This window comes from Bacteroidota bacterium, assembly GCA_016194975.1.
GTDB lineage: Bacteria > Bacteroidota > Bacteroidia > Palsa-965 > Palsa-965.
The window spans coordinates 21458-42119 of sequence record JACQAM010000014.1 but is presented as its reverse complement, the minus strand read 5'-3'; the positions used below and the strand labels follow the sequence as shown (position 1 = coordinate 42119).

The following is a 20662-nucleotide window of genomic DNA, read 5'->3' as shown; positions in this document are numbered from 1 at the left end:
AAAATAATTATCCTATTTCAAACTTACCCAATTATACTATGATAATCCATCTCCTCGAAAATTCTTAACAGCCAGGCATCGAATTCCAGATAATACAGATATACAGATTGTGCGTTGGTCATCGCGAGTGAAGCGATCTTGCGTGTGGGCTCTTTAGTAATCTGTATATCTGTAATCCTCCCTCAGATCAATCCTCTCGCTTTCAACTCAAGATATTTATTGATCGTGTTCACCGTTAAATTCTGCGGAGCCGTGTACACTGCGTGAATTCCGTACTTCTCTAATTCTTTCACAATTAATTTTTTCTCGTAAGCAAATTTTTCCGCGATGGTCTGGTAATAAATTTCCTGGATGGTTCGTGGTTTTTTATTCAGGAAAGAACGTAACTCTGTATTCTCGAAAAATATCACGACGACCAGATGATCTTTCGCAAGCCGCCGGAAATATAAAAGTTGCCGCTGCATACTCGACAGCGTTTCGAAATTTGTGTAGAGCAACAATAAACTCCGCTGCGTTACACGTTGCTTGATGGCTGCATATAATTTTCCGAAATCACTTTCCTGGTAGCCCGTCTTCGCGGCGTAAAGCAGTTCCATGATTTTATACAACTGCAATCCTCTCCGCTCTGCCGGCAATTGCGTGTGAACTTTTTTCGAGAACGTAACGATTCCCGCTTTATCATATTTCAGCATAGCGATGTTGCTGATGACGAGACTTGCATTGATCGCGTAATCGAGCAGTGTCATTTCTTCGAATGGCATTTGCATCACGCGTCCCATGTCTATCACCGAATACACTTGTTGCGATTTTTCATCCTGGTAAGTATTCACCATCAGTCTTCCTCTTCGCGCAGTTGCTTTCCAGTTCACTCTCCGCGGATCATCGCCACTCACATATTCCTTGATCTGGTCGAACTCCATGTTCTGCCCCATGCGGCGGATCTTTTTTATTCCGGCTTCTGTCAACCGATTCGAGATCGCGAGTAATTCATAACGTCGCATCTGGATGAAGGACGGATAAACAGGAACCATCTGCTCATTATCGAAACGGAAACGGCGCATCATGAGGCCGAGCATGGAAGTGGTGATCACATTCACATAACCGAAAGTGTATTCTCCCCTGCGCACGGGCCGCACATGATACGTTAGTTTTTTCGCTGCGAACGGGCCGAGAAATCCTTTGAACGAAAGATCGCGCGCCTGGAACTGCACCGGGAGTTCATCGATCACATTGATAAAAACAGGAAAGGGAAATTTATTTTCTATAGTGATGGAAATTTCATTCTGGTCGCCGTTCGAAAGTTTATCCATCATATCCCTCCTTGCAAAAATTCCTTTCGGCCTGCTCCACAATAAAAGAAAATCAGCGACAACAACTGCGGGTAATGCGTAAGCAGAAATTTTTGCGATCGGGTAAAGTGCATCGCTGAAATAAAATGAAATACCAATGCCGGCGCCAATTAGCAAAGGCAAAGCTACCGTCGCATAATTGAAGCGGACTAATTTTGTAACGCGGAGAACGAACATCAGAATAAAAACTGCGCCGCCGGCAATGGAAGAAATAATACAAATGATAAAGGCATTCTCCTTGTACTCGGGCACGAGATACGCAAGCACGCACAGCAGCGCGAGTAACCCGCACACGAGAAAAAATCTCCCGGAAAAAAATATGGATCTCCAGAATTTCAATTACCTCGGAATTTCCACTTGCTGAATAATTGTTTTTACTACGTCGCGTGATGTTTGTCCTTCCATTTCTTTTTCAGGTGTGAGCATTACGCGGTGCTGCAAAACAGGAATTGCTACTTCGCGAATATCATCGGGCGTTACAAAATCTCTTCCGCGCATGGCCGCGATCGCTTTCGCACTCGTGAGTATTGCGAGCGACGCGCGCGGTGATGCTCCGAGATAAAGTGCGCTGTTGTTTCTCGTCATGTTCACCATTTGCGCGATGTACATCAGAAGATTCGGCTCCACGTGCAAACTGTAAACTTTCTGGCGGTATCCTTTCAGTTGTTCTGCAGTCACCACCGGTTTCACACTGGTGAGATCCATGGAATTTTTCCGCGCATGAAAATCGGCGAGAATTTTTGTTTCATTCGCCAGCGTCGGATAATCCACATCAATCTTGAAAAGAAAACGATCGAGTTGCGCTTCGGGCAAACGATAAGTTCCCTCCTGCTCCACCGGGTTCTGCGTGGCCACCACCATGAATGGCGCATCAAGCAATCTTGTTTTTCCGTCAACAGTCACCTGCCGTTCTTCCATCGATTCGAACAATGCAGATTGTGTTTTTGCAGGAGCGCGGTTGATCTCGTCAATGAGAACGATATTCGCAAAGATGGGCCCTTCGCGATATTCAAATTCATTGCTCTTTGCGCTGAACACACTCGTGCCGATCACATCCGAAGGCATGAGGTCGGGCGTGAATTGTATGCGCGAAAATTTTACCGACACCGTTCGTGCGAGCAATTTTGCCGTGAGTGTTTTTGCAACACCGGGAACACCTTCAATGAGAACATGCCCGTCGGAAAGTAAAGCGGCGATGAGCAGATCGACGGTGCGTTCCTGTCCTACTATTATTTTTCCGATCTCGGTGCGAATATCGAGTACGGCTTTTTTCAGATCCTCGAGTGGGATCCTGTTCGTGAATACTTGTGGCTGGTCTGACATGGTATTTGTTTTCTTGTTATTGAATTTATTTATGGCGGGTGGATTACGGATTTTTACGGAGAATACAAATTACAGAAAAAACGAATTTACAGATGAAGTAAATCAAACAGGTCTGTACATCTGTTGAATCCGTAATCTGCATTCTCCGTAAAAATCTGTAATCTTCCCTCATATCACCGTTTACTTTTTGTATTGAAATTCCTGATCTGTTCTTCGAGTCGTTTCAGTTCATTGGCAGAAACACCCGGCGCTTTACGCAGGTAATCTATCGTGCTGAATAACTGGCGCACTTCATCGCGCTGCATGCCCGAAAGATTTTCGAGGCGCACTAAAAATTTCTCGTCGAACACATTGGTCTGTACATAAAAACGCGAGCGTACCGATTCGAGAAAATAATTTATTTTTTTGTAAACGATATCGCCGTGGTTTCCGAGATTGTAATACAAAGCGCCCACCTGCTCCACGAATTCAAGTGTGGAATTAGCAGGAGGAGTGACCACGGGAACGGGACGCTGACGCCTTTTGCCACCGAGAAAAAATCCGATGAGCCCGGCAATGATGAGTACCACGTAACCTAACCGCAAAGCTGGTTCGGAAAAAATATAGCGACGTGTATCGTCATTTTCTTTCCGCCCGATCTTGTAATGTGTGTCAATAAAAGTTTCCTGCGATGGAAGATACGAGACTACGTTCAGCAGATAATCCACGGTATTCGCATTCGCTGCATAATAATTTCCAAAAGCGTCGGGCAATGTGTGAATGAAAAAAGATCCTTTTCCCTTCGGGATGCGCAAATAATTCGCATATCCTCTCCCATCCTGCCCGAGAACAATTGAACGCAGTGTATCGAAAGCGGTGAATGCAAGTTCGTAAGTGGTATGATCAAAACTTGCATTTTTTTTCAGGTGCAAAGAAGGATTCACAAGATTGGATTCCACAAAAGCATTTCCCTGGTTCACCATTGAACCGAGCGTAGTGTTGTTCGGTTTTTTACTGATGTCAATGTACAGCGGATCGCCCAATTGAAATTTCAGTGTGTCGGCGAGTAAACCGAAATCGCGAGCAGAGATGAGCACATCATTTCCCGCTTCCACAAATTTCACAAGGTTCACCACATCCTGCATGGAAGGAGAGAAATCACTGTTCACAAAAACATAATTATGATCGGTGAATTTTTTTCCTGCAAGATTCTGGTAGGCGGTGAGATTGATGTGATCTGTTTTTCCGCCCATCATTTCACCGAGGTACTGATCGAAAATATAACAGCCGTAAGGATTCTTCGACGACATCGTGAAATTATCTTTCCAGTCCACGCGTTTCGCTGAAGCTTTTTCCGACATGCGGAACAGCACGAACAGTACGATCGCGAGCAGGAGAAAGTAGGGCCAGTTCTTTTTCAAAATTCTTTAAATAATTTTAGCATGAAATGAAAAACCTGCTTGTCATCCTTATGAGATTTTTCACCTGTGTACCTGCGTGAAATAGTCTTAGGACTTTGCGGTTAAAAAAAATATGGGACAGTAACCGCGAAGGCGCGAAGTTGAACTGCAATAAAGCAAATGGTCCCTTAATCATTATTTTATTTTTCTTTTCAGAATTCATTTTGATGAGTCGATGTGTGAATGAAATATCCTGAATTTATCTTCAGCATCACCATAGGAATTTTCATCGACGGGAAAATCGCCGTACCAGATGTGGTCATACACATAACTCACATCGCCGAATTCATTCTGCAATACATTTCCACTGAGTTCGTAATAATAATCGCTGTTGGTCTTGTCGGTTTTCCACGCCACGAGTTCACGATCGGTGAGTTCTTTCAGCGTGCGCAGGAACCAGAGGCGCACTGCAAGACGGAAATCTTTTTTCGCCCGCGCTTCAGCGATCACCTGTTCATAATTGATCGCGTGAATGTCTACGTCCTCCATGGAAGCATCGGCATGCTCCATGTTCTTTCTTTTTCCTGCGAAAATAGTATTCACTCCCGAGTTGGTGACTTTGAGCACAACGAGAACAATGAGTGTAACGAGAATGAGGATCCACAAAATGCTCCACGGATTCGGCCCGCGCTTCGGATCAACGTCGCGCATGTTGTCGAATAATCTTTCCCAGAAACTATTCCACATGCGGTCGAACACATTCGGTTCTTCACGATCGGCTTTATCTTTCGTATCGTATTTATAAAAATCATCTTTCACATAATCATCTTTAGTGGAAGCAGAGGGCGATCTCGGTTTCACTGCGGATGAATCGAATTTCATTTTATGTTTTTCCGCCTGCGCAAATGAAATTCCCGTTCCTGCGAAAAGGAAGAGCAAAAGAAAAATTATTTTTTTCATCGCGTTCATCATTACCAGGTATATTCCATTTCTTCTTCGTCTTTTTTCTCGCCGATGGTTTCCACCAGCTTCACTGTTCCCTGCCCGTCCGCTTTTTCTTTCAGGTTGAAAAATTGCAACGCGATCGTTACCATGAAAACCGCATCGATCATAGTCTTGGCAAATTCTCCAATGGAAAGTAGAATGGTCTGTATCATTTTCCAGTCGGTGCTGCTCTCGTCAATACTCAGTGAAGAAAGCTCGGCGATCCACGCGGCAATGCGTGCAGGCATGGCGACCGTGATCCCGATCGCATAAAGTATTAGCCACATCAGGAAAAATATTACCCACGTGATCCACCAGTTGCCGGCAAATACTTTTCCGGCGAGCGACATTCCTGCAAACACATTTTTATTTTTTTCTTCAGACGTTCGCGCGAAAAAAACCGAATACACAAAATACCAGAATGGAAAACGAAGCAGTATGTAACCGAGCCATCCCGCAAGAATAAGAAGGATGGCGCCTGCGAGTGAAACTTCCGCCATTCCGTAAATGAGATATCCGAGCACGGTGCAGACAATGCCGACAGAAACAAAAAGCACCACGAAAGAAAGCAGCGTTCCGAAAAAATCTTTGAAGATGGAACGCGACACATCGCCCACATCGAAATTTCCAGCACCTTTGAAACGATACACTTTCACAAAATGACTGACAACAATTGCGGTGATGAATCCGTTGATTGCCCAGCGCAGATTGGAATAAATAGTTGACAGCGCGAGAAAGGAACCGATCTTGTTGAAATCCGGCGTTTCATTCGGGCCGAGCAGATTCACTTTGTAAAATGTTTCGAGCGAACAGGTGAGCAATGCAAATGGCCCAACGAGAAAAAGCATGGTCTTGAAAAACACGATGAAGTTTTCCCGCACGAACGTGCGCGTGTCGCTCATGATCTTCCCGAACCCGCGTACGCGTTCAAACCTTAGTGGCTGTGGCTTCCCGTTCATACTCCTCTTTTACTGATTTTGTTTTTTTCCGGTCTATTTCCAATTGTGATTCTTCTGTTTGTCTCCTGTTCAGGAATGCAAATACAATAAGTGCAATGCCGCCGCACCCGCAGAGCACATAGAAAAATTTCGCAACCGTTTCTGTTTTGTCGCCGGTGATCTCGTGCATCGAGAATGCGAGTGTGGGAAGAACGATGAGCAATATTCCGATCACTAATTTGAAAATAAATTTTGCATTCAGTTCTCTTTTGATTACAGATGTATCGTCATCAGCCACCACTCTCGATAATTTTGTAACATCAGGACGCACGAACATGGGCCAGAAAATAAAATACGATACCATGAGAATGAGCGCCGTGATGATGATGAATTCGCGAACCACATCATTCATCTCCGTATATCTCGTAATGAATCCTTCGAAGAAAGCCGCGAGAAAAAAGAATGGAATTAATCCCACACCTATCTTCAATGCTTCGCGCGCACCGCGCATGAACGACACGCCACGCGGCCACGCACCCGGGAAATACAATCCATTTCCCATTGCCATTCCCGCAGCGCCCGCAACAACAATGCAAAAGATCTCGATCACGCCGTGAATCCAAACGGTGAGCGTTGCTTCGCGCATGTAACCGTGAGCGGCAAGAAAATACATGAACGCACCGAGCATTACTCCATTGCGGAATTGCATCATCGCCACACCTGCCCATCCTGCAAGCCCTGCGAGAATGCAAAGCATCGCCACCATAGAATTATTGAGCGCGATCGCGAAGAACATCACGAAATGATTATCCTGTTTGTACACACCCATCGGATCGCCCTTGCTGATGTTGTCGAGCGTCATATCCACGTAACTGTCGCCGAGTATGAGCCGCACAAAACCTTCATCGTGTTTGGCAGAAACAATTCCCACCCACACCGACACGAAGAAAATTGCAAATACAATGAGGAGATTCATTCTGTGTTTCGCCATCGTGAGCGGTAACTCGTGCGTCCAGAAAGTGAGAATGCGGCTGCGTCTTTCTTTTTTGTTCTTGTAAATTTCCTGGTGAATGCGCGCCGCCATATCGTTGAGATATTTTTCGGTATTCGATCCGGGATAAAAAGTTCGTGCCCAAGAAAGATCGTCGGTCACACGGATAAAAAGATCGGCAAGCGCATCGGGATTTCCTCCCTGCGTGGAATTGAGCAACGCTTCGAACTGCTGCCACTTCTGATGATTCTGTTTGAGGAAAGTTATTTCTTTCAAAGGGAATGAAATGCGAATACGTACGAATATACGAATTGACTTTGGAAGATAGATGATGGATTTATTTCATCTGTTGTAGTCGATTAGTTTTTCTAAAACGATCTCATCAGCTATCTTCCAACATCCATTCTCTCTTCGTACATTCGTGAGATTCGCAATTCGTACTTATGTCAGACTCAGCCCGCATACTCACCACGCAGAACGTAGCGATCAATTACCAGACCGCGAACATCGGTGAGCGATTACTTGCGCGGCTTCTCGATCTTGTTTTTTTTACGGCGTACCTCATGATCGCATTTTTTATTCTCGGTGAAGTGGTACAGTCGATGAAATGGGAAGATCAGCAGCAATATTCGAGCGTGATCGGAATTCTCATTCCTGTTCCTATTCTCACTTATACGTTGTGGTGCGAATCTATTTTCAACGGAAGAACGATCGGGAAAATAATCATGGGATTGAAAGTGGTGAAGACGAACGGAACTCCCGCCGGCATTGGAGATTTTGCTTTCCGCTGGGCAACGCGTTTGTTCGAAGGAGAATTGGGCGCGCTCACGTGTCTCGCATTACCGGTTGCCATCATCAGCAATAAAACGCAGCGTATCGGCGATATGATAGCAGGAACGATCGTGATCAAAACAAAACAAAAATCTTTTTTGCGCAATACTATTCTTGCAAACATAAATCCGAATTACCGTGTTGTATTTCCGCAAGTGGCGAATCTTTCTGATCGCGATCTGAATATTATCCGCGATGTGATGGCGCAATCATTCGAAACAGGAAATCACCGGTTGCTGGAATATCTCGGGCACAAAGTGAAAACGGTAATGGGCGTTTATCCGCCGCCTCAACAATTGCCCACAGCACAATTCCTGAATATTGTTCTCGCGGATTACGCGCATTTTGCTTTCTCGGAAAATTCCTGATCAATCTTATTATTATTTTTCAAAAAATAATCATTAAACACTTATCAAGAAATGGAACCTTGGGCATGGATACTAGTTGGAGTTCTCGGAACAGGAGGCATCATTTATTTGTTATTTGTGCGAACATTTAACTGCCTACAGTGCGGAGCGAAAATGAAAATCATGAACATCGACAAATGCCCGACATGCAAAACCTATCACATAAAAAAGAAAAATCAAATAGCACTAGTTGAAAAGGGAACAATCGAAGAAGGTCACCACTTTGCTGTACGTTATGCTGAGTTAACCCCCGATCCTGCATTATGGATATGGCCCGATGAGTGTTGCATTTGCGGAGCGCTACCTGAAAAATATGAGGAACTGCGACTCAATTTAGGCCAAGCACAAATGGCCGGTTTAATGACAAGAGTGACGTTTTGGAATGTTCCTGTTCCTTATTGCAAATCGCACAAATTCGGGGTACGATGGAATTCCGATCCTAGCATGAATGAACCTGATGATGGAAGGATAAACGGAATAGCACTCTGTTTTAATTCCTTCGATTATATGCTGCATTTCAAGACACTTAATTCCCTGCGCTAATCACAAATGAAATTCTGGTTTTGCCAGATTGTCAAATCAATTCCTGAATATTGTTATATCTGCTTACAACCATTACTCATTTTGTAGAAAATTCCTGATCAATCCTCTTTTTTTATTTCTGCCGGATCTTTTTCCTCCGCATTCACAAATCGGTACGACAAAGTTTTTTTCCTCGTGACGATCACTAATGAATAATTTTTTTCTGTGAACCCGGTAGTATCGATCTCCACTTCATTCGCCATCTGCAATTTTTCACTCTTCACGATCTTGCCGTCTTTATCCACCACGCGAAGCTCTGTCATTTCTTTTTCATTCACGGTTACAAATCCCGCAACCGGGCTCGTGGAAAAATTTATGGGAGAAGGATCATTCACCATTTTCACATCGTCAATAAAATTCCATGCACGGCGTTCTCCTTTATTCTGAATCGTGAGATAAATTCCCGTTGCCGGCGATTTAAAAGAAAATTCCTTTTTCTGCCATTTATCATTCTGTATGGGTTGAATAGAAAAAATTTCCGTGCCCTGCACCTCTTTACTGTCGCTCACGCCGAACACGAGCGAATCCAATCCGTTGCCGAACATAGTACTCGCGAGGGCTTCGAAAGAAATTCTGTAAGTGACGCCGGAAATGAAAGGGGAGCTGAGTTGCAACGCAAATCCGTCGGGGCCGGAAGGTGTGGCGAGCGAGATGAACCATTTTCCTTCGAAGGGAGTTCCATATCCGCACTGGCCATCCTGTATGTCGAGTTCATTTCCCGCTCCGTAAGCGTAACAATTCTTCATGAACGAGGAGAATTCTTCATTCACAAGATTCGTCTTGCATTCGCTTGCAGAATTATCTTCAAAATTTCCGTTGAGAATTTTCTGCGCAAAAACTTCCTGCACAAAAAATGAGAACGCTGCTATGAATAGCATTCGCAAAAAAGAAGAAAAGAAAAAATGGCAATGGAACATCTGCGTTTTATTAAACGATGAAGCAGCAACTTCTATTCCATAACGGGTGCCGGTGAATAAAGTTACAGCGTAATAATGTTACAAATTCCCAATATCCGAAACTCAAATTTCAAATCCCAATGATTCTCTATCTTGCAAAAAAAACAACTATGAAAAACAAATTCCTCCAGATCTGCATCGGAATCACGCTTGTACTGTTCGGCGCCGGATTCCTGATTCGTTCCGTTTCTACCGCTGATGCTGCTCCGCGTCCTGAAAATTTTATTGACGAGGGAAGCAGCCAGATCGGTAAATACACCGTAACGATGAGTGAAGATGCGAACACTATGCATTGCATCATCCTGAACACAGCGGATGGCAGCAGTAAATATTATTATTTCGGTGGTAGCGGAGAATGGATGCTCTCTGAGCACCAGTTGCCGCAATAAGAAGAAATGTTGTGAATCAATTTTTCTCGGCGAGTAGTTTCAACCGGTTTAAATTCCTTTTGGTATGAAATTTCAGATCCCATTTTGCCATAATAACGAAAGGAACAAGAATTTTCGGAGGAACATAATTCGCTTCGAATTCCAGGATAGTTTTTCCGTTTACAGAGGTGAGCCGGTAGGATGCGTCGCTGTTTCCGAAACGGTTGGATGCGGTAAAAGAATATTGTTCGTTTTTTTTGTAGGTAGTTATTTCGCAGTCGAATGAAACCTTGTCGCGCCGGAATCCCGCTCTGTACACCACGTGAAATTTTGTACCAACCGGATTCTGCTGATCAGGTTCATTCTTATAATCGAGACTGATAAATCCTCTCCACCAGTCTTTAAAATTTTCTTTTTGAGTCAGCAGGCGGAAAACTTTTTCGGCCGGGGCGTTGATCTCGGTGGTAATGCGCATTACATTCATGGGTCATTTTTTTTGTTTAAACTAAGAGAAAATAATCGGACCAGCATCTTATTCGAAAATAATTTCTTCAAATCTCAAATTCTGATTTTCAAAATTCAAATGGCCAATGACTATTGACCAATAACCATGTTTCAGAATTCTAACCCGATCTGCCTGTCTTCATCTCGCGGTTCGAATTTTCTCAGCCAATAATAAATTTCATAGCTGCCGTCATTCCTTTCGAATTTTAGGCCGGCAGGTGGGCGATGCTCGAAAAAATACTGCGGGATGTTCCCGGAATATTTTGTAGCGCTATAAGGATAGATGAAACAGTTAATCGCTCTTCCTGTACTGTAATCAATATTATTCCCGATCACTTTGTGATAAATTTCCATTTCAACCACGAGCGAGTCGCTGGAATTGTTGATGAAAACCATCCCTGATTCGCTGTAATAATCCCTGATGTTTATTTCATGCCCGTTGGAAAATTTAAACCCGGGTTCGAAGATTGCATACGATTCATCGATCTTCCCATTCTCAAAAACACAGATCGGCGTTCCGAGACAATGCGGAAAATAACTCAGGCAGGCAGTACTCAGAATTGCGAGTGGGGGAATTATTCCTTTACGTTTTGTAAAGAGTTTATCGAGTAAAGCCAAGGACAAGAAAAAAATCAGGACGCATATAATTCCCAGTAAAACATAAGCAGTGTAATTAGAAACAATCATTTTCTGTTAAACAATAAATTTATTTTCCCCTGACTCCCAATTAATTTCCGTCTTTCAATCCGAGCACATCAGCAATGATCTTCCACGATTCATCTCTTGCCGTGTTGTATTCTTTTTTTGCATCATCAGAATTGTCGGTCACCATATCATGCAATCCTTTCGCTTCATCTTTCAGGTACTGAATTCCGCGCATCATTTCGTGAACGGTTGCAGTGTCAGAAGGATCGGTTAGAAATTTTGAAGCAAGCAACGTGTTGTACTGAGCAGTCATATTGTCGAGCATCGTCACCTGTTCATCCATGATATCGGTCACCGTTTTTGCTTCCCATGCTTTGTTAATGTATCCGTCGTTCATAGCGCCGATGAGCTGGTAAGTCTGATAAAGTACGAGCCCTCCCTGCATGCCGATGGTTTGCAATGCCGCAGTTTTCCCCGTTGAAGTCTGTGCGCCGGAAGAAATTGAAAATGCTGCGAATAAAATCGCAAGCATTGTGGTCAGAAATATTTTTTTTGTTTTCATGTAAAATTATTTTGATTCAAAGCTAATTCATTCTTCACAAATGAAAAATCCCGGGATGAAAACTTCCGGGATCTTTTGCAATTTGTGATTTTATTTTTTCCTTTTCTAAACTTTTATCTCGTCATCATTTTTATTCAGGAAATGGTATTCGAGAAACTGATAGGAAGAAACCGGTTTTATTTTAATTGGTTTTCCGTAACGGCGTTTCCATTTCCACCGCAGCGATGGCCATCCTTTTGTAAGATACGCCTCGAGATAAGGATGAACACAAACGGTAACTGCTTTTTCATTCTGCTCTTTTAAAACGTAACGCAGATTATTTTCGATCTGGTCGATGAGAAGAATGCTCGACTGGATTTCTCCGGTGCCTCCGCAGGTCGGACATTTTTCAGAAGTATCCACGCTCGTTTCCGGACGCACACGTTCGCGCGTGATCTGGATCAATCCGAATTTACTCGGTGGAAGAATGGTATGTTTTGCACGATCACCTTTCATCTCATCGCGCAACTTATTGAAAAGTGTACGGCGGTTATTCGGCGAATGCATGTCAATGAAATCAACGACAATAATTCCACCCATATCGCGCAGGCGCAACTGGCGCGCAACTTCTGTTGCTGCTTCGAGATTCACTTCGAGCGCATTCGTTTCCTGGTCGGCATGCGACTTCGATCGATTGCCGCTGTTCACATCAATAACGTGCAATGCTTCGGTATGTTCGACGATAAGATACGCGCCGGTTTTCATAGTCACCGTTTTTCCGAAGAGCGCTTTGATCTGGCGATCGACACCAAGACTTTCGAAAACAGGTTGCGGGCCTTTGTGAAGTTTCAGAATTTTTTCTTTGTCGGGTGCAATGTTCTGGAGATATTCTTTTATCTCGTCGAACATACGCCCGTCATTCACAGTGATCGCGGCGAATGATGCGTTGAGCAGATCGCGGAGAATTGCAGAAGTGCGATTGAGTTCCCCGAGTACGCGCGCAGGAGGTTTTGATTTTGTAAGTTCCTGGAAACAGGTATTCCATTTGTTCACGAGATCATTCATGTCGGCATCAAGATCGGCAACGCCTTTTCCTTCGGCAACTGTTCGGACGATCACACCAAAATTTTTCGGCTTGATGCTCATGATCAAACGCTTCAACCGGTCTTTCTCTTCGTGACTGCGGATTTTTTGCGAAACAGAAACTTTATCCGCGAACGGAATGAGTACAATATATCTTCCTGCAATGGAAAGTTCGGTAGTAATGCGCGGGCCTTTTGTGGAGATGGGTTCTTTAGCAACCTGCACCATCACCTGCTGATCAGACTGGAGCACGTCAGAAATTTTTCCATCCTTGTGAATGTCATGCTCGGGTTTGAAATAAGCAAGCGCAGCATGTTTCTGTTTTCCGGTGATGGTCATCCGCACATATTTGTTGAGCGAAAGTACCTGCGGGCCGAGATCGAAATAATGAAGGAAAGCATCTTTCTCGTAACCGACATCCACGAATGCAGCGTTGAGTCCGGGCATCACTTTGCGCACACGCCCGAGGTAGATGTCGCCGACGGCAAACTGTGTATTGGTTTTTTCGCGGTTAAGCTCCACCAATCGTTTGTCGTTCATGAGTGCGATCACCACTTCGCTGCCTGTTGCATCGATGATGAGTTCGTTTGACACGTTATTGTTTTTTGAATAAGGTGAAGCACAGAACACATTCTGCCTTTCGGGAGAATGGATTCCGTGCAATTAATTGAATGTTGGAAGGGAACGGGGTCAGCGGCAGTTGCTGAGCTGCAGCGGCCTTGTTGTATTCTAATACAACCTGCCTTCTGCCGCTTGATACTGCTGCTGTTTAGCGGTTCTTCTTCTTGTGACGGTTCTTACGAAGACGTTTTTTACGCTTGTGAGTCGCCATTTTATGACGTTTACGTTTTTTGCCGCTTGGCATAGATCTTAGTTTTTTAGGTTAATACTTTTTTATTTCTTTTTACCGAGGCTCTCGCGGAGTGAACGGATATCGTTCTCCACATCATTTTTCATCACCGGGTCGTTCGAATGCTGAACGTACATTTCCAGGTTGGAAATTGCACTGGCGGTATCGCCGGTTTCTTTGTAAAGATCTGCGAGTCTCACATACAGATCGATCATGGCGGGTTGAATTCTCAATGCATTGCTGTAACGCACGATCGCTTTATCAGGAGCGCCGCGGCGGATGGAAAGATCTCCGAGAGCAAGTTGCGCATTCAGGTTGTTGGAATCTTCCGCGATCACATCGAGGATCATTTTTATTCCCTGTTCCGGGTGTTCCGTGTCGTTCACTGCACACAATCCGAGTCCTACTTTTGCATCGAGGTTTTTTGGATCAAGTGTGAGCGACTTATTGAAACAATTGACTGCCGACTGAAAAATGGCAGGAATTTCTTTTTCATCGGTCACGAATTGCGCCGCATTGGTAAAACGATCTCCTGCTGCTTCCCAGTCTGCAGAACTGCCGGATGTTTTATTTGCTTTCTCTTCGGCATACCAAGCGCTGAGAATATAAGAGCGTGATGTGCTTAGCAGACTGATGAGACTGTCATAAGCCTGTCGGCGTTTATTCGCATCGCGCTCAGAAGAAAGTGAAGCTTCAATGAAGTTGACCGAATTAAGAATTTCCGGTTTCAGTTTTGCTTTTTCGCTATTCACAACAACATCGATGGAAAGTCCCTGCGCCGAATTCATCATTGGCGGAGGCATGGAAATTTTTCCGTGAGAGGGCCACGTATGAACAATACATAAAAGAACGGTACTGACTACAGCGGCGCCGATCACCGCCATTTGTGAAGTGGAAATCCTGCGCATGTGATGTGTGGAATTATTCAACTTTCACATTCTTCTTCACGCGCTCCACGAAAGTTTTTGCCGGTTTGAAAGCCGGAACGTTGTGGGCAGGAATGATGACGGTTGTATTCTTTGAAATGTTGCGGCCTGTTTTTTCAGCACGGCGTTTCACTATGAAACTACCGAAGCCACGGAGGTAAACATTATCACCACGGGTGAGGGCATTCTTCACCACTTTCATTAATGTTTCAACGGAGGCCTGAACGGCAGCTTTTTCAACGCCGGTCTTTTCCGCGATCTCATTTACTATTTCTGCTTTTGTCATTGCTATAAGCTATTTACTTTCAAGAGTTTAAGAATAGGTTTCTCCCCTTTTGAGGGCGCAAAATTACTCTTTTTCGGCGACCTCCCAAATTTCAAACTACTTTTGTTTTCAGAACTTTCGGAATTTCAATGGATTTCGCTCGGATTTTACATCAATGGTACATCAAAAACAAGAGGGAACTGCCCTGGCGCGGCACAAAGGATCCTTATAAAGTATGGCTTTCGGAGATCATTCTCCAGCAAACGAGGGTTGAACAGGGCCTTCCTTATTATAAGGAGTTTGTCCGGAAATTTCCGCATGTATTTGCTCTTGCTGACGCCACTGAGGACCAAGTAATGAAAACCTGGCAGGGGCTCGGCTATTATTCAAGGGCGAGAAATCTTCATCACACGGCGAAAAATATTGCCAAAGAACGGGCGGGAAAATTTCCGCAAAATTCGGAAGAACTAATGCGCCTTAAAGGGATCGGTGAGTACACGGCTGCTGCCGTTTCTTCTATTTGTTTTGGTGAAGCAAAAGCGGTGGTGGATGGAAATGTGTTTCGTTTCCTTTCCCGGCTGTTCGGAATAAAAACGGCTATCGATTCCACGAAAGGAAAAAAAATATTCCGTGAGCTGGCCAATGAATTGCTCGATAAAAAAAATCCCGGCGATCATAACCAGGCAGTAATGGAATTCGGCGCGAGGCAATGTGTTCCGAAAAATCCGGATTGCGGGAATTGTCCGTTTGTGTTGTATTGTGTTGCGCGGAAGAAAAATCTTATTTCAAAACTTCCGGTGAAGTCGAAGAAAACAAAAATTACCGATCGGTTTTTTTATTATTTCATTTTCAGGAACAATAATAAAATCATCATCAGGAAACGCACGGAGAACGACATCTGGAAAAATCTTTACGAATTCCCGCTGATCGAAACGAAAAAAAAGGTTTCGGAAAAAAAATTATTCGCTTCGGAAGACTGGAAAAAACTAGTGGGGAAAAATAAGTTGGACGTAAAAAAAATCTCTCCGCAAATTAAACATGTGCTCAGCCACCAGCGTTTGCTGGTGCGGTTTATCGAGATCAATTCACGGAAAAAATTATCATTGAAAAATTCCATTGCTGTACGGCAGAATGAAATTGATCGTTACGCTTTCCCTGCTGTGATCGCAGTTTACCTGGCCAGTTAGCAATTATCCGCAATTTGTATAGCCGTATTAATTAGTAATTCATAACTCACTTCGTATCTTTGCATGCTATATAAAACCTTATATCAAGGATACATTAACCTATAAAAAAAGAAAAAATGCCAGGTGTAAACAAAGTGATCCTCATCGGGAATCTCGGAAGAGACCCGGAGGTGAAGTACCTCGAAGGAGGAATTGCCGTTGCAAATTTCCCAATGGCAACAACTGAAACATTCAGGGATAAAAACGGAAATAAAAATGAACAAACCGAATGGCACCAGATCGTGCTGTGGAGACGGCTTGCTGAAGTAGCGGAGAAATATCTTCGCAAAGGACAAATGGTTTATCTCGAAGGAAAGATCCGGTCTCGTTCATGGGAAGATAAAGAGACGGGGCAGAAACGTTACACGACAGAAATTTTCGGCGACGTGCTCACGATCCTTAACAGGCGCGAAGATCAGAACGGAACCGGTTATGTTCGCCCGCAATACAACCAGCAGGGAAATACAAATGCAAATGCGAATGCAGACGGACAGGTAACTACTCAGCCCGGGCAACCGAATCCGCAGCAATTGTATTACCAGCAACAACAGACTTCTGTTCCGATTGATCCGAAAGCAGAACCGAATCATCCTGCTGTTTTACCGGATACGCCGGACGATCTTCCGTTTTAATTCACGGATTCAGGGATTCAAAAAAATTTTGGATCCTTTTTTATTTGAAAGAAAACAACATTTCTTTTACAAGCTTCGTTTTTATGGAAGGTAACAGGTACAAAAAAGTGATGGAGAAATTTTCCCAGCCCCGGTATGCCCCGGGTACCCGGGGCGTGACGGGACCGGAGAAACTTAAATGAGCTGAAGATGCGCTCCAAAAAAATATTGAATAGCAATACTCCACAAACAATACTCTGCTGAAAACTGCAAACAGCAAACCGTAAGCGCTACATTTGTATTCATGCGAAAACTACTTCCGAATTTTTTTCTTTTGCTTTTTATTTTTCCGCTCATCCATTCCTGCGACGATGATGATTCCATTGGAACACCGAAGCCACGTGGATATTTCCGGATAAAACTTCCGGAGAAAAAATACGTACAATCGGACGACAGTTGTCCATTCACCTTTGAAATTCCCGTTTACTCCCACCTCTATAAAAGCGCTGCTCCTAATGCTGAAAAATACTGGCGCGATATGTATTTCGCACCGTTCAAAGCAACACTTTATCTCAGCTACAAAGAATTTCACAGCGATTCTATGCTGGAAGAACTGATCAATGAAAGCTGGCAGCTTACCGAAGCGCACAGCCAGGTTGCAGGCGGATTGCGCGATTCGGCAATCATCAATGCGCAGGAACATGTTTTCGGTTCGGTGGAAATGCTCAGTGGAAATGCAGCCACTTCTTTACAATTTTATGTGACCGACAGCACGACTAATTTTCTGCGCGGATCACTTTATTTTTATTCAGCACCAAACAAAGATTCACTCGCCCCTGTTCTCGAATTCATCACGAAAGATATTTATCACATGCTGTGGACCCTGAAGTGGAAAGAGCAAACGATGGAACTGCTGACTATGCCAATTGAAATGAAATCTCTCAACAAGAACGAATGAGTTATGAGTGGAAGTCGTTGAATGTGTATGAAAAAAAAACTTCGAATTTCGAATTCTTAAATTTTCGAATTTTTCCAGGAGCGCATGAAGAGCGCAAACTGAATTCCAAAAAGTAACATTGCTAAAACAAGATGGACCGGTTGCACAAATGCCGGAATGGAAAAATTATGCATGACCACGCCGGCACCATATTCGGCAAGCACGATGAGTAACAAGGAAGAGATCAGTAATTTATTCTGCAGGCCCGGTTTTTTCTTCCACAGCATTATGAAAAGAATAATATTCGTGATCGCCACAACCACCGCCATTATTTTGTGATACGTGTAAATGCCGTTCAACTGCGTGATCCAAGTTTCTCTCGATAGTCCGCTCATATTTCCATTGATCACATCGATTTGCTGGCGCACCTGCGTTCCGAAGATCACCTGGTCGAGTGTCGCGAGCAGCACGAAGACGAGCAGGATCTTTTCTGCTTTCCCCAATGAAATTTTCTGCAATTGCCGTGTATGCATGCACACGCGCGCGCGCGCCGCAATGACGAGCGCGATCATCACGAGCGCGCTGAGCATGTGAAAGGTGATCATCAGCGGAGTGAGATTTGAATTCACCACCACTTTTCCCATCCACCCGATGAAAGCGAGCACCATTATTCCGATGAGCAATAAAAAAATCGAAAGTTTATCTTTTCTCCAGCGGAAAACAGAAACGATGAAAAGTAAAAAAGTAAAGAGTCCGCTGAATGCACCGAGCAAACGATTGATATATTCCGTCCATGTTTGCACTACAAAAAATTTCGTGGAATTATAATCCGGAAATTTTTCCCAGTTACTACTATCGAATTTTTTTCCGGAAGCAAAATCTTTTCTTGCCCTCCACAACGTATCGTCCGCAATGATCATCATTCCTTTTTTATAAGGGACTTCCGCATGAAATTCAACCTGAGAAGGATCTGTAGGTGGAATGTAATATCCGAAACATTTCGGCCAGTCAGGGCAACCCATTCCGCTTCCGGTAGCGCGCACTACCGATCCGGCAATGATAACGAGGTAAAGAAAAATCAGGGTGGTAGTGGCCAGCTTAAGAAAAAGTTTGTCGGTATCCGGCTTTTGCATTCGCCGCTAAGGTACTGAGTTTTGGGTTTTGGGTTTTGAGTAATGAGTAACGAGAAAAAAAATAATTCACGATTTCATTTTCCCAAAACACAAAACTCAGCGCTCATAACTTTTTCAGGAGACCGGCCGCTTTTTCACTATAGAATCCATTGCCGGAAACAATTTCACCGAGGAGAATTTTCGCAGTTTCTTTTTCTCCTAATCCGAGAAGTGCCTGCGCTTTGTACCATTTTGCTTCTTCATGAAAAACATTATTCGGAGAATTGAGCACGGCATCGAAATAAGGAATTGCTTTCGCAAACATTTCGAGTTTCACATAACTCACGCCGGAATAAAAAGCAGCGTTCAGGTCGTTCGGATCATTCTTGCGCAGCACATCCATTTTAGTAATGCAAAGGCCGTAGTGTCCGTCATAAAAAGCGAGTAATCCTTCGTCGAGAAATTTTTCTGCAGAAACTTCGCGGGGCGCCTCCGTCAACTTCAGATCTTCTTTCTGCGCAATCGAATCTTCATACGCAGCAGCAACGCCGGTAAAATTAAGTTCCTTCGCCGGAATTTTTTCGTGATCGTATTTTTCAAATTCTGTTATTTTAAGATCGAAGATGAATCCCACAGATGCATTATAACTCCCTTCCGGGTGAGAGGGAATAACCGGTTTCTGTTCGAGCAACTGCGGAATGTCTTCATCGGAATTATCGATAGTAGCTGCAGAATATTTTCCTGAAGAATCTTTTTTTGCAACAACGGGTTTTATTTCCGGAACTGGTTTGGCATCAGGATTTACAAAATGTTCCGACTGCGGTGTCAATACCGGGGCAACGCCGGGAGAATTTTTTTCAGGAATATTATTCTGCACAACCGTCGACGAAGGTGAGGTAGCAGAAGAAGAATTATTGCGCGGCCAGAAAAAATAAGCAGGAAGGCCAATGATAATAGCAATGGCCGCAATGAAAATTGTATTCATAAAGAATGATGCGCCGCTCATTCCCGATCGCGCAGCAATTTTTTTCTGAAGCGATGGGAGTTCCGCGATCGCACCGGGAACCACCTGGTAACCTTCGATCGCATCGCGCGAAAGTTCACAATCGTCCAGTAATTTTTTCACGTGCGCATCATTTTTTCCACTGAGAACATTTTTCAGTTCTTCTTCGGACAAGTGCTCTTTATGCGGGAATGTGTTCATGTTCTTTTTTCGAGGATGAGTTTTAAATTTCTTTTTCCGTTCTGCAGATAACTTTTCACCTGTTTGTCGGTGAATCCTGTAATGGACGCTATTTCTTCGTAGGATTTCTCTTTGAAATAAAAAAGTTCAATGCATGTTCGCTGTTCATCGCCGAGTTGCAGGACTGCCGCTTCGAGATTCAGGAGCTGATCTTCTCTCGACAAAAGTTTTTCACTCCGTTCACCGGGAAGATCATCGCCGCCGATTTCTTTTTCCTCGTGAAAATATTTCTCCATCCGCTCTTCATTCACTTTCATCTTCCGCAATTCGGAAATGCAATGATTCCTTGCCACGTAAGTGAGCCACACTTTGAAATTCTCCGGCTTATTTTTTTTCAGTACCACAAACATTTTTTCAAAGAGCTGCAGCACCGCATCGCGAGCCAGTTCCTTATCGCGGAAATATTTCAGGCACAATCCGAAAATAAGATGTGCATAACGCGTGTACAGTTCCCCAACGAAAGCTTTATCGCCGGTAGCACGGTAACGCGCGACCAACTCGTCGTCGTGCAGATTGTATTTTCGTTTCCACGGGAAGAACCGCATAACTGCTTTCCTTATTAGGACGCGGGGAATATTTTATTCCATACCGCTTCCAGGGCTAATTTACGT

Annotated in this window: 22 protein-coding genes; 6 read left to right on the top strand and 16 right to left on the bottom strand. The window is 43.9% G+C overall.

Translation table 11 applies throughout. The features are described 5' to 3' along the window. Positions 1-182: 182 nt before the first annotated feature. From HY064_09695 to HY064_09670, 6 genes are all read right to left on the bottom strand, one after another. A complete protein-coding gene (locus HY064_09695; protein MBI3510929.1) occupies positions 183-1526 on the bottom strand; it encodes a DUF58 domain-containing protein in 1344 nt (447 codons plus the stop codon). A 162-nt stretch (positions 1527-1688) separates the two neighbouring features. Beyond that, entirely contained in the window at positions 1689-2672 is a 984-nt protein-coding gene (locus tag HY064_09690) for a MoxR family ATPase (GenBank protein MBI3510928.1), read from the bottom strand. 173 nt (positions 2673-2845) lie between these two features. After that, positions 2846-4072: a DUF4350 domain-containing protein gene (locus HY064_09685; GenBank protein MBI3510927.1), complete on the bottom strand. Its 1227-nt coding sequence runs from the start codon at positions 4070-4072 to the stop codon at positions 2846-2848. A gap of 198 nt (positions 4073-4270) precedes the next feature. Beyond that, a complete protein-coding gene (locus HY064_09680; protein MBI3510926.1) occupies positions 4271-5011 on the bottom strand; it encodes a DUF4129 domain-containing protein in 741 nt (246 codons plus the stop codon). A gap of 11 nt (positions 5012-5022) precedes the next feature. Continuing rightward, positions 5023-5994, bottom strand: a complete 972-nt coding sequence (locus HY064_09675; protein ID MBI3510925.1) for a hypothetical protein — start codon at positions 5992-5994, stop codon at positions 5023-5025. Continuing rightward, complete coding sequence (locus tag HY064_09670) at positions 5963-7240, bottom strand: stage II sporulation protein M (GenBank protein MBI3510924.1); 1278 nt, start codon at positions 7238-7240, stop codon at positions 5963-5965. Before HY064_09670 ends, HY064_09675 begins: the two co-directional genes overlap by 32 nt. 167 nt (positions 7241-7407) lie before the next feature. On the opposite strand from HY064_09670, the gene HY064_09665 reads away from it, so the two are divergent. Further along, positions 7408-8163 (top strand): RDD family protein, encoded by a 756-nt coding sequence (locus HY064_09665; protein ID MBI3510923.1) that lies wholly within the window; start codon positions 7408-7410, stop codon positions 8161-8163. A gap of 162 nt (positions 8164-8325) precedes the next feature. Next, positions 8326-8745: a hypothetical protein gene (locus tag HY064_09660; GenBank protein MBI3510922.1), complete on the top strand. Its 420-nt coding sequence runs from the start codon at positions 8326-8328 to the stop codon at positions 8743-8745. Positions 8746-8843: 98 nt separating this feature from the next. Here HY064_09660 and HY064_09655 read toward each other — a convergent pair whose 3' ends face one another. Continuing rightward, the gene (locus tag HY064_09655) at positions 8844-9662 is read right to left on the bottom strand and encodes a hypothetical protein (protein ID MBI3510921.1); all 819 of its coding nucleotides are present in this window, start codon (positions 9660-9662) and stop codon (positions 8844-8846) included. A gap of 188 nt (positions 9663-9850) precedes the next feature. On the opposite strand from HY064_09655, the gene HY064_09650 reads away from it, so the two are divergent. Beyond that, a complete protein-coding gene (locus tag HY064_09650) occupies positions 9851-10129 on the top strand; it encodes a hypothetical protein (protein ID MBI3510920.1) in 279 nt (92 codons plus the stop codon). Between the two features lie 16 nt (positions 10130-10145). Here HY064_09650 and HY064_09645 read toward each other — a convergent pair whose 3' ends face one another. From HY064_09645 to HY064_09620, 6 genes are all read right to left on the bottom strand, one after another. Continuing rightward, entirely contained in the window at positions 10146-10583 is a 438-nt protein-coding gene (locus tag HY064_09645) for an SRPBCC family protein (protein MBI3510919.1), read from the bottom strand. 140 nt (positions 10584-10723) lie between these two features. Further along, positions 10724-11236: a hypothetical protein gene (locus HY064_09640; protein MBI3510918.1), complete on the bottom strand. Its 513-nt coding sequence runs from the start codon at positions 11234-11236 to the stop codon at positions 10724-10726. Positions 11237-11339: 103 nt separating this feature from the next. Next, positions 11340-11819 (bottom strand): hypothetical protein, encoded by a 480-nt coding sequence (locus tag HY064_09635; GenBank protein MBI3510917.1) that lies wholly within the window; start codon positions 11817-11819, stop codon positions 11340-11342. A 105-nt stretch (positions 11820-11924) separates the two neighbouring features. Then, complete coding sequence (locus HY064_09630) at positions 11925-13475, bottom strand: Rne/Rng family ribonuclease (protein ID MBI3510916.1); 1551 nt, start codon at positions 13473-13475, stop codon at positions 11925-11927. Positions 13476-13775: 300 nt separating this feature from the next. Next, positions 13776-14639 carry a tetratricopeptide repeat protein gene (locus HY064_09625; protein MBI3510915.1) on the bottom strand — a complete coding sequence of 288 codons (864 nt, stop codon included), beginning with the start codon at positions 14637-14639 and terminating at the stop codon, positions 13776-13778. A gap of 13 nt (positions 14640-14652) precedes the next feature. Continuing rightward, positions 14653-14943 carry an integration host factor subunit beta gene (locus HY064_09620; GenBank protein ID MBI3510914.1) on the bottom strand — a complete coding sequence of 97 codons (291 nt, stop codon included), beginning with the start codon at positions 14941-14943 and terminating at the stop codon, positions 14653-14655. Between the two features lie 128 nt (positions 14944-15071). Between HY064_09620 and mutY the strand changes: the two genes are divergently transcribed. The 3 genes from mutY (at position 15072) to HY064_09605 (ending at position 17717) form a co-directional block, all read left to right on the top strand. After that, complete coding sequence (mutY, locus tag HY064_09615; GenBank protein ID MBI3510913.1) at positions 15072-16109, top strand: A/G-specific adenine glycosylase; 1038 nt, start codon at positions 15072-15074, stop codon at positions 16107-16109. Between the two features lie 116 nt (positions 16110-16225). Beyond that, positions 16226-16780, top strand: coding sequence for a single-stranded DNA-binding protein (locus HY064_09610; protein MBI3510912.1), 555 nt, complete (start codon positions 16226-16228; stop codon positions 16778-16780). Positions 16781-17063: 283 nt separating this feature from the next. After that, positions 17064-17717: a gliding motility lipoprotein GldD gene (locus HY064_09605; GenBank protein MBI3510911.1), complete on the top strand. Its 654-nt coding sequence runs from the start codon at positions 17064-17066 to the stop codon at positions 17715-17717. A 56-nt stretch (positions 17718-17773) separates the two neighbouring features. Here HY064_09605 and HY064_09600 read toward each other — a convergent pair whose 3' ends face one another. The 3 genes from HY064_09600 to HY064_09590 all read right to left on the bottom strand — a co-directional run bounded on the left by HY064_09600 (position 17774) and on the right by HY064_09590 (position 20596). After that, positions 17774-18829: a COX15/CtaA family protein gene (locus HY064_09600; GenBank protein MBI3510910.1), complete on the bottom strand. Its 1056-nt coding sequence runs from the start codon at positions 18827-18829 to the stop codon at positions 17774-17776. A gap of 103 nt (positions 18830-18932) precedes the next feature. Further along, on the bottom strand, positions 18933-20012 hold the full coding sequence (locus tag HY064_09595; GenBank protein ID MBI3510909.1) for a hypothetical protein: 1080 nt from the start codon (positions 20010-20012) through the stop codon (positions 18933-18935). Beyond that, positions 20009-20596, bottom strand: coding sequence for a sigma-70 family RNA polymerase sigma factor (locus HY064_09590; GenBank protein ID MBI3510908.1), 588 nt, complete (start codon positions 20594-20596; stop codon positions 20009-20011). The genes HY064_09595 and HY064_09590 overlap by 4 nt, the downstream gene beginning before the upstream one ends. Between the last annotated feature and the right edge of the window lie 66 nt (positions 20597-20662).

What these genes read in the sequence shown, in the direction of transcription:
- HY064_09695 (MBI3510929.1), bottom strand. Translation starts at nt 1,526, where the DNA reads ATGTTCGTTCTCCGCGTTACAAAATTAGTCCGCTTCAATTATGCGACG.
- HY064_09690 (MBI3510928.1), bottom strand. Translation starts at nt 2,672, where the DNA reads ATGTCAGACCAGCCACAAGTATTCACGAACAGGATCCCACTCGAGGAT.
- HY064_09680 (MBI3510926.1), bottom strand. Translation starts at nt 5,011, where the DNA reads ATGAAAAAAATAATTTTTCTTTTGCTCTTCCTTTTCGCAGGAACGGGA.
- HY064_09675 (MBI3510925.1), bottom strand. Translation starts at nt 5,994, where the DNA reads ATGAACGGGAAGCCACAGCCACTAAGGTTTGAACGCGTACGCGGGTTC.
- HY064_09665 (MBI3510923.1), top strand. Translation starts at nt 7,408, where the DNA reads ATGTCAGACTCAGCCCGCATACTCACCACGCAGAACGTAGCGATCAAT.
- HY064_09660 (MBI3510922.1), top strand. Translation starts at nt 8,326, where the DNA reads ATGAACATCGACAAATGCCCGACATGCAAAACCTATCACATAAAAAAG.
- HY064_09655 (MBI3510921.1), bottom strand. Translation starts at nt 9,662, where the DNA reads ATGCTATTCATAGCAGCGTTCTCATTTTTTGTGCAGGAAGTTTTTGCG.
- HY064_09650 (MBI3510920.1), top strand. Translation starts at nt 9,851, where the DNA reads ATGAAAAACAAATTCCTCCAGATCTGCATCGGAATCACGCTTGTACTG.
- HY064_09645 (MBI3510919.1), bottom strand. Translation starts at nt 10,583, where the DNA reads ATGCGCATTACCACCGAGATCAACGCCCCGGCCGAAAAAGTTTTCCGC.
- HY064_09635 (MBI3510917.1), bottom strand. Translation starts at nt 11,819, where the DNA reads ATGAAAACAAAAAAAATATTTCTGACCACAATGCTTGCGATTTTATTC.
- HY064_09625 (MBI3510915.1), bottom strand. Translation starts at nt 14,639, where the DNA reads ATGCGCAGGATTTCCACTTCACAAATGGCGGTGATCGGCGCCGCTGTA.
- HY064_09620 (MBI3510914.1), bottom strand. Translation starts at nt 14,943, where the DNA reads ATGACAAAAGCAGAAATAGTAAATGAGATCGCGGAAAAGACCGGCGTT.
- mutY (MBI3510913.1), top strand. Translation starts at nt 15,072, where the DNA reads ATGGATTTCGCTCGGATTTTACATCAATGGTACATCAAAAACAAGAGG.
- HY064_09610 (MBI3510912.1), top strand. Translation starts at nt 16,226, where the DNA reads ATGCCAGGTGTAAACAAAGTGATCCTCATCGGGAATCTCGGAAGAGAC.
- HY064_09605 (MBI3510911.1), top strand. Translation starts at nt 17,064, where the DNA reads ATGCGAAAACTACTTCCGAATTTTTTTCTTTTGCTTTTTATTTTTCCG.
- HY064_09600 (MBI3510910.1), bottom strand. Translation starts at nt 18,829, where the DNA reads ATGCAAAAGCCGGATACCGACAAACTTTTTCTTAAGCTGGCCACTACC.
- HY064_09595 (MBI3510909.1), bottom strand. Translation starts at nt 20,012, where the DNA reads ATGAACACATTCCCGCATAAAGAGCACTTGTCCGAAGAAGAACTGAAA.
- HY064_09590 (MBI3510908.1), bottom strand. Translation starts at nt 20,596, where the DNA reads ATGCGGTTCTTCCCGTGGAAACGAAAATACAATCTGCACGACGACGAG.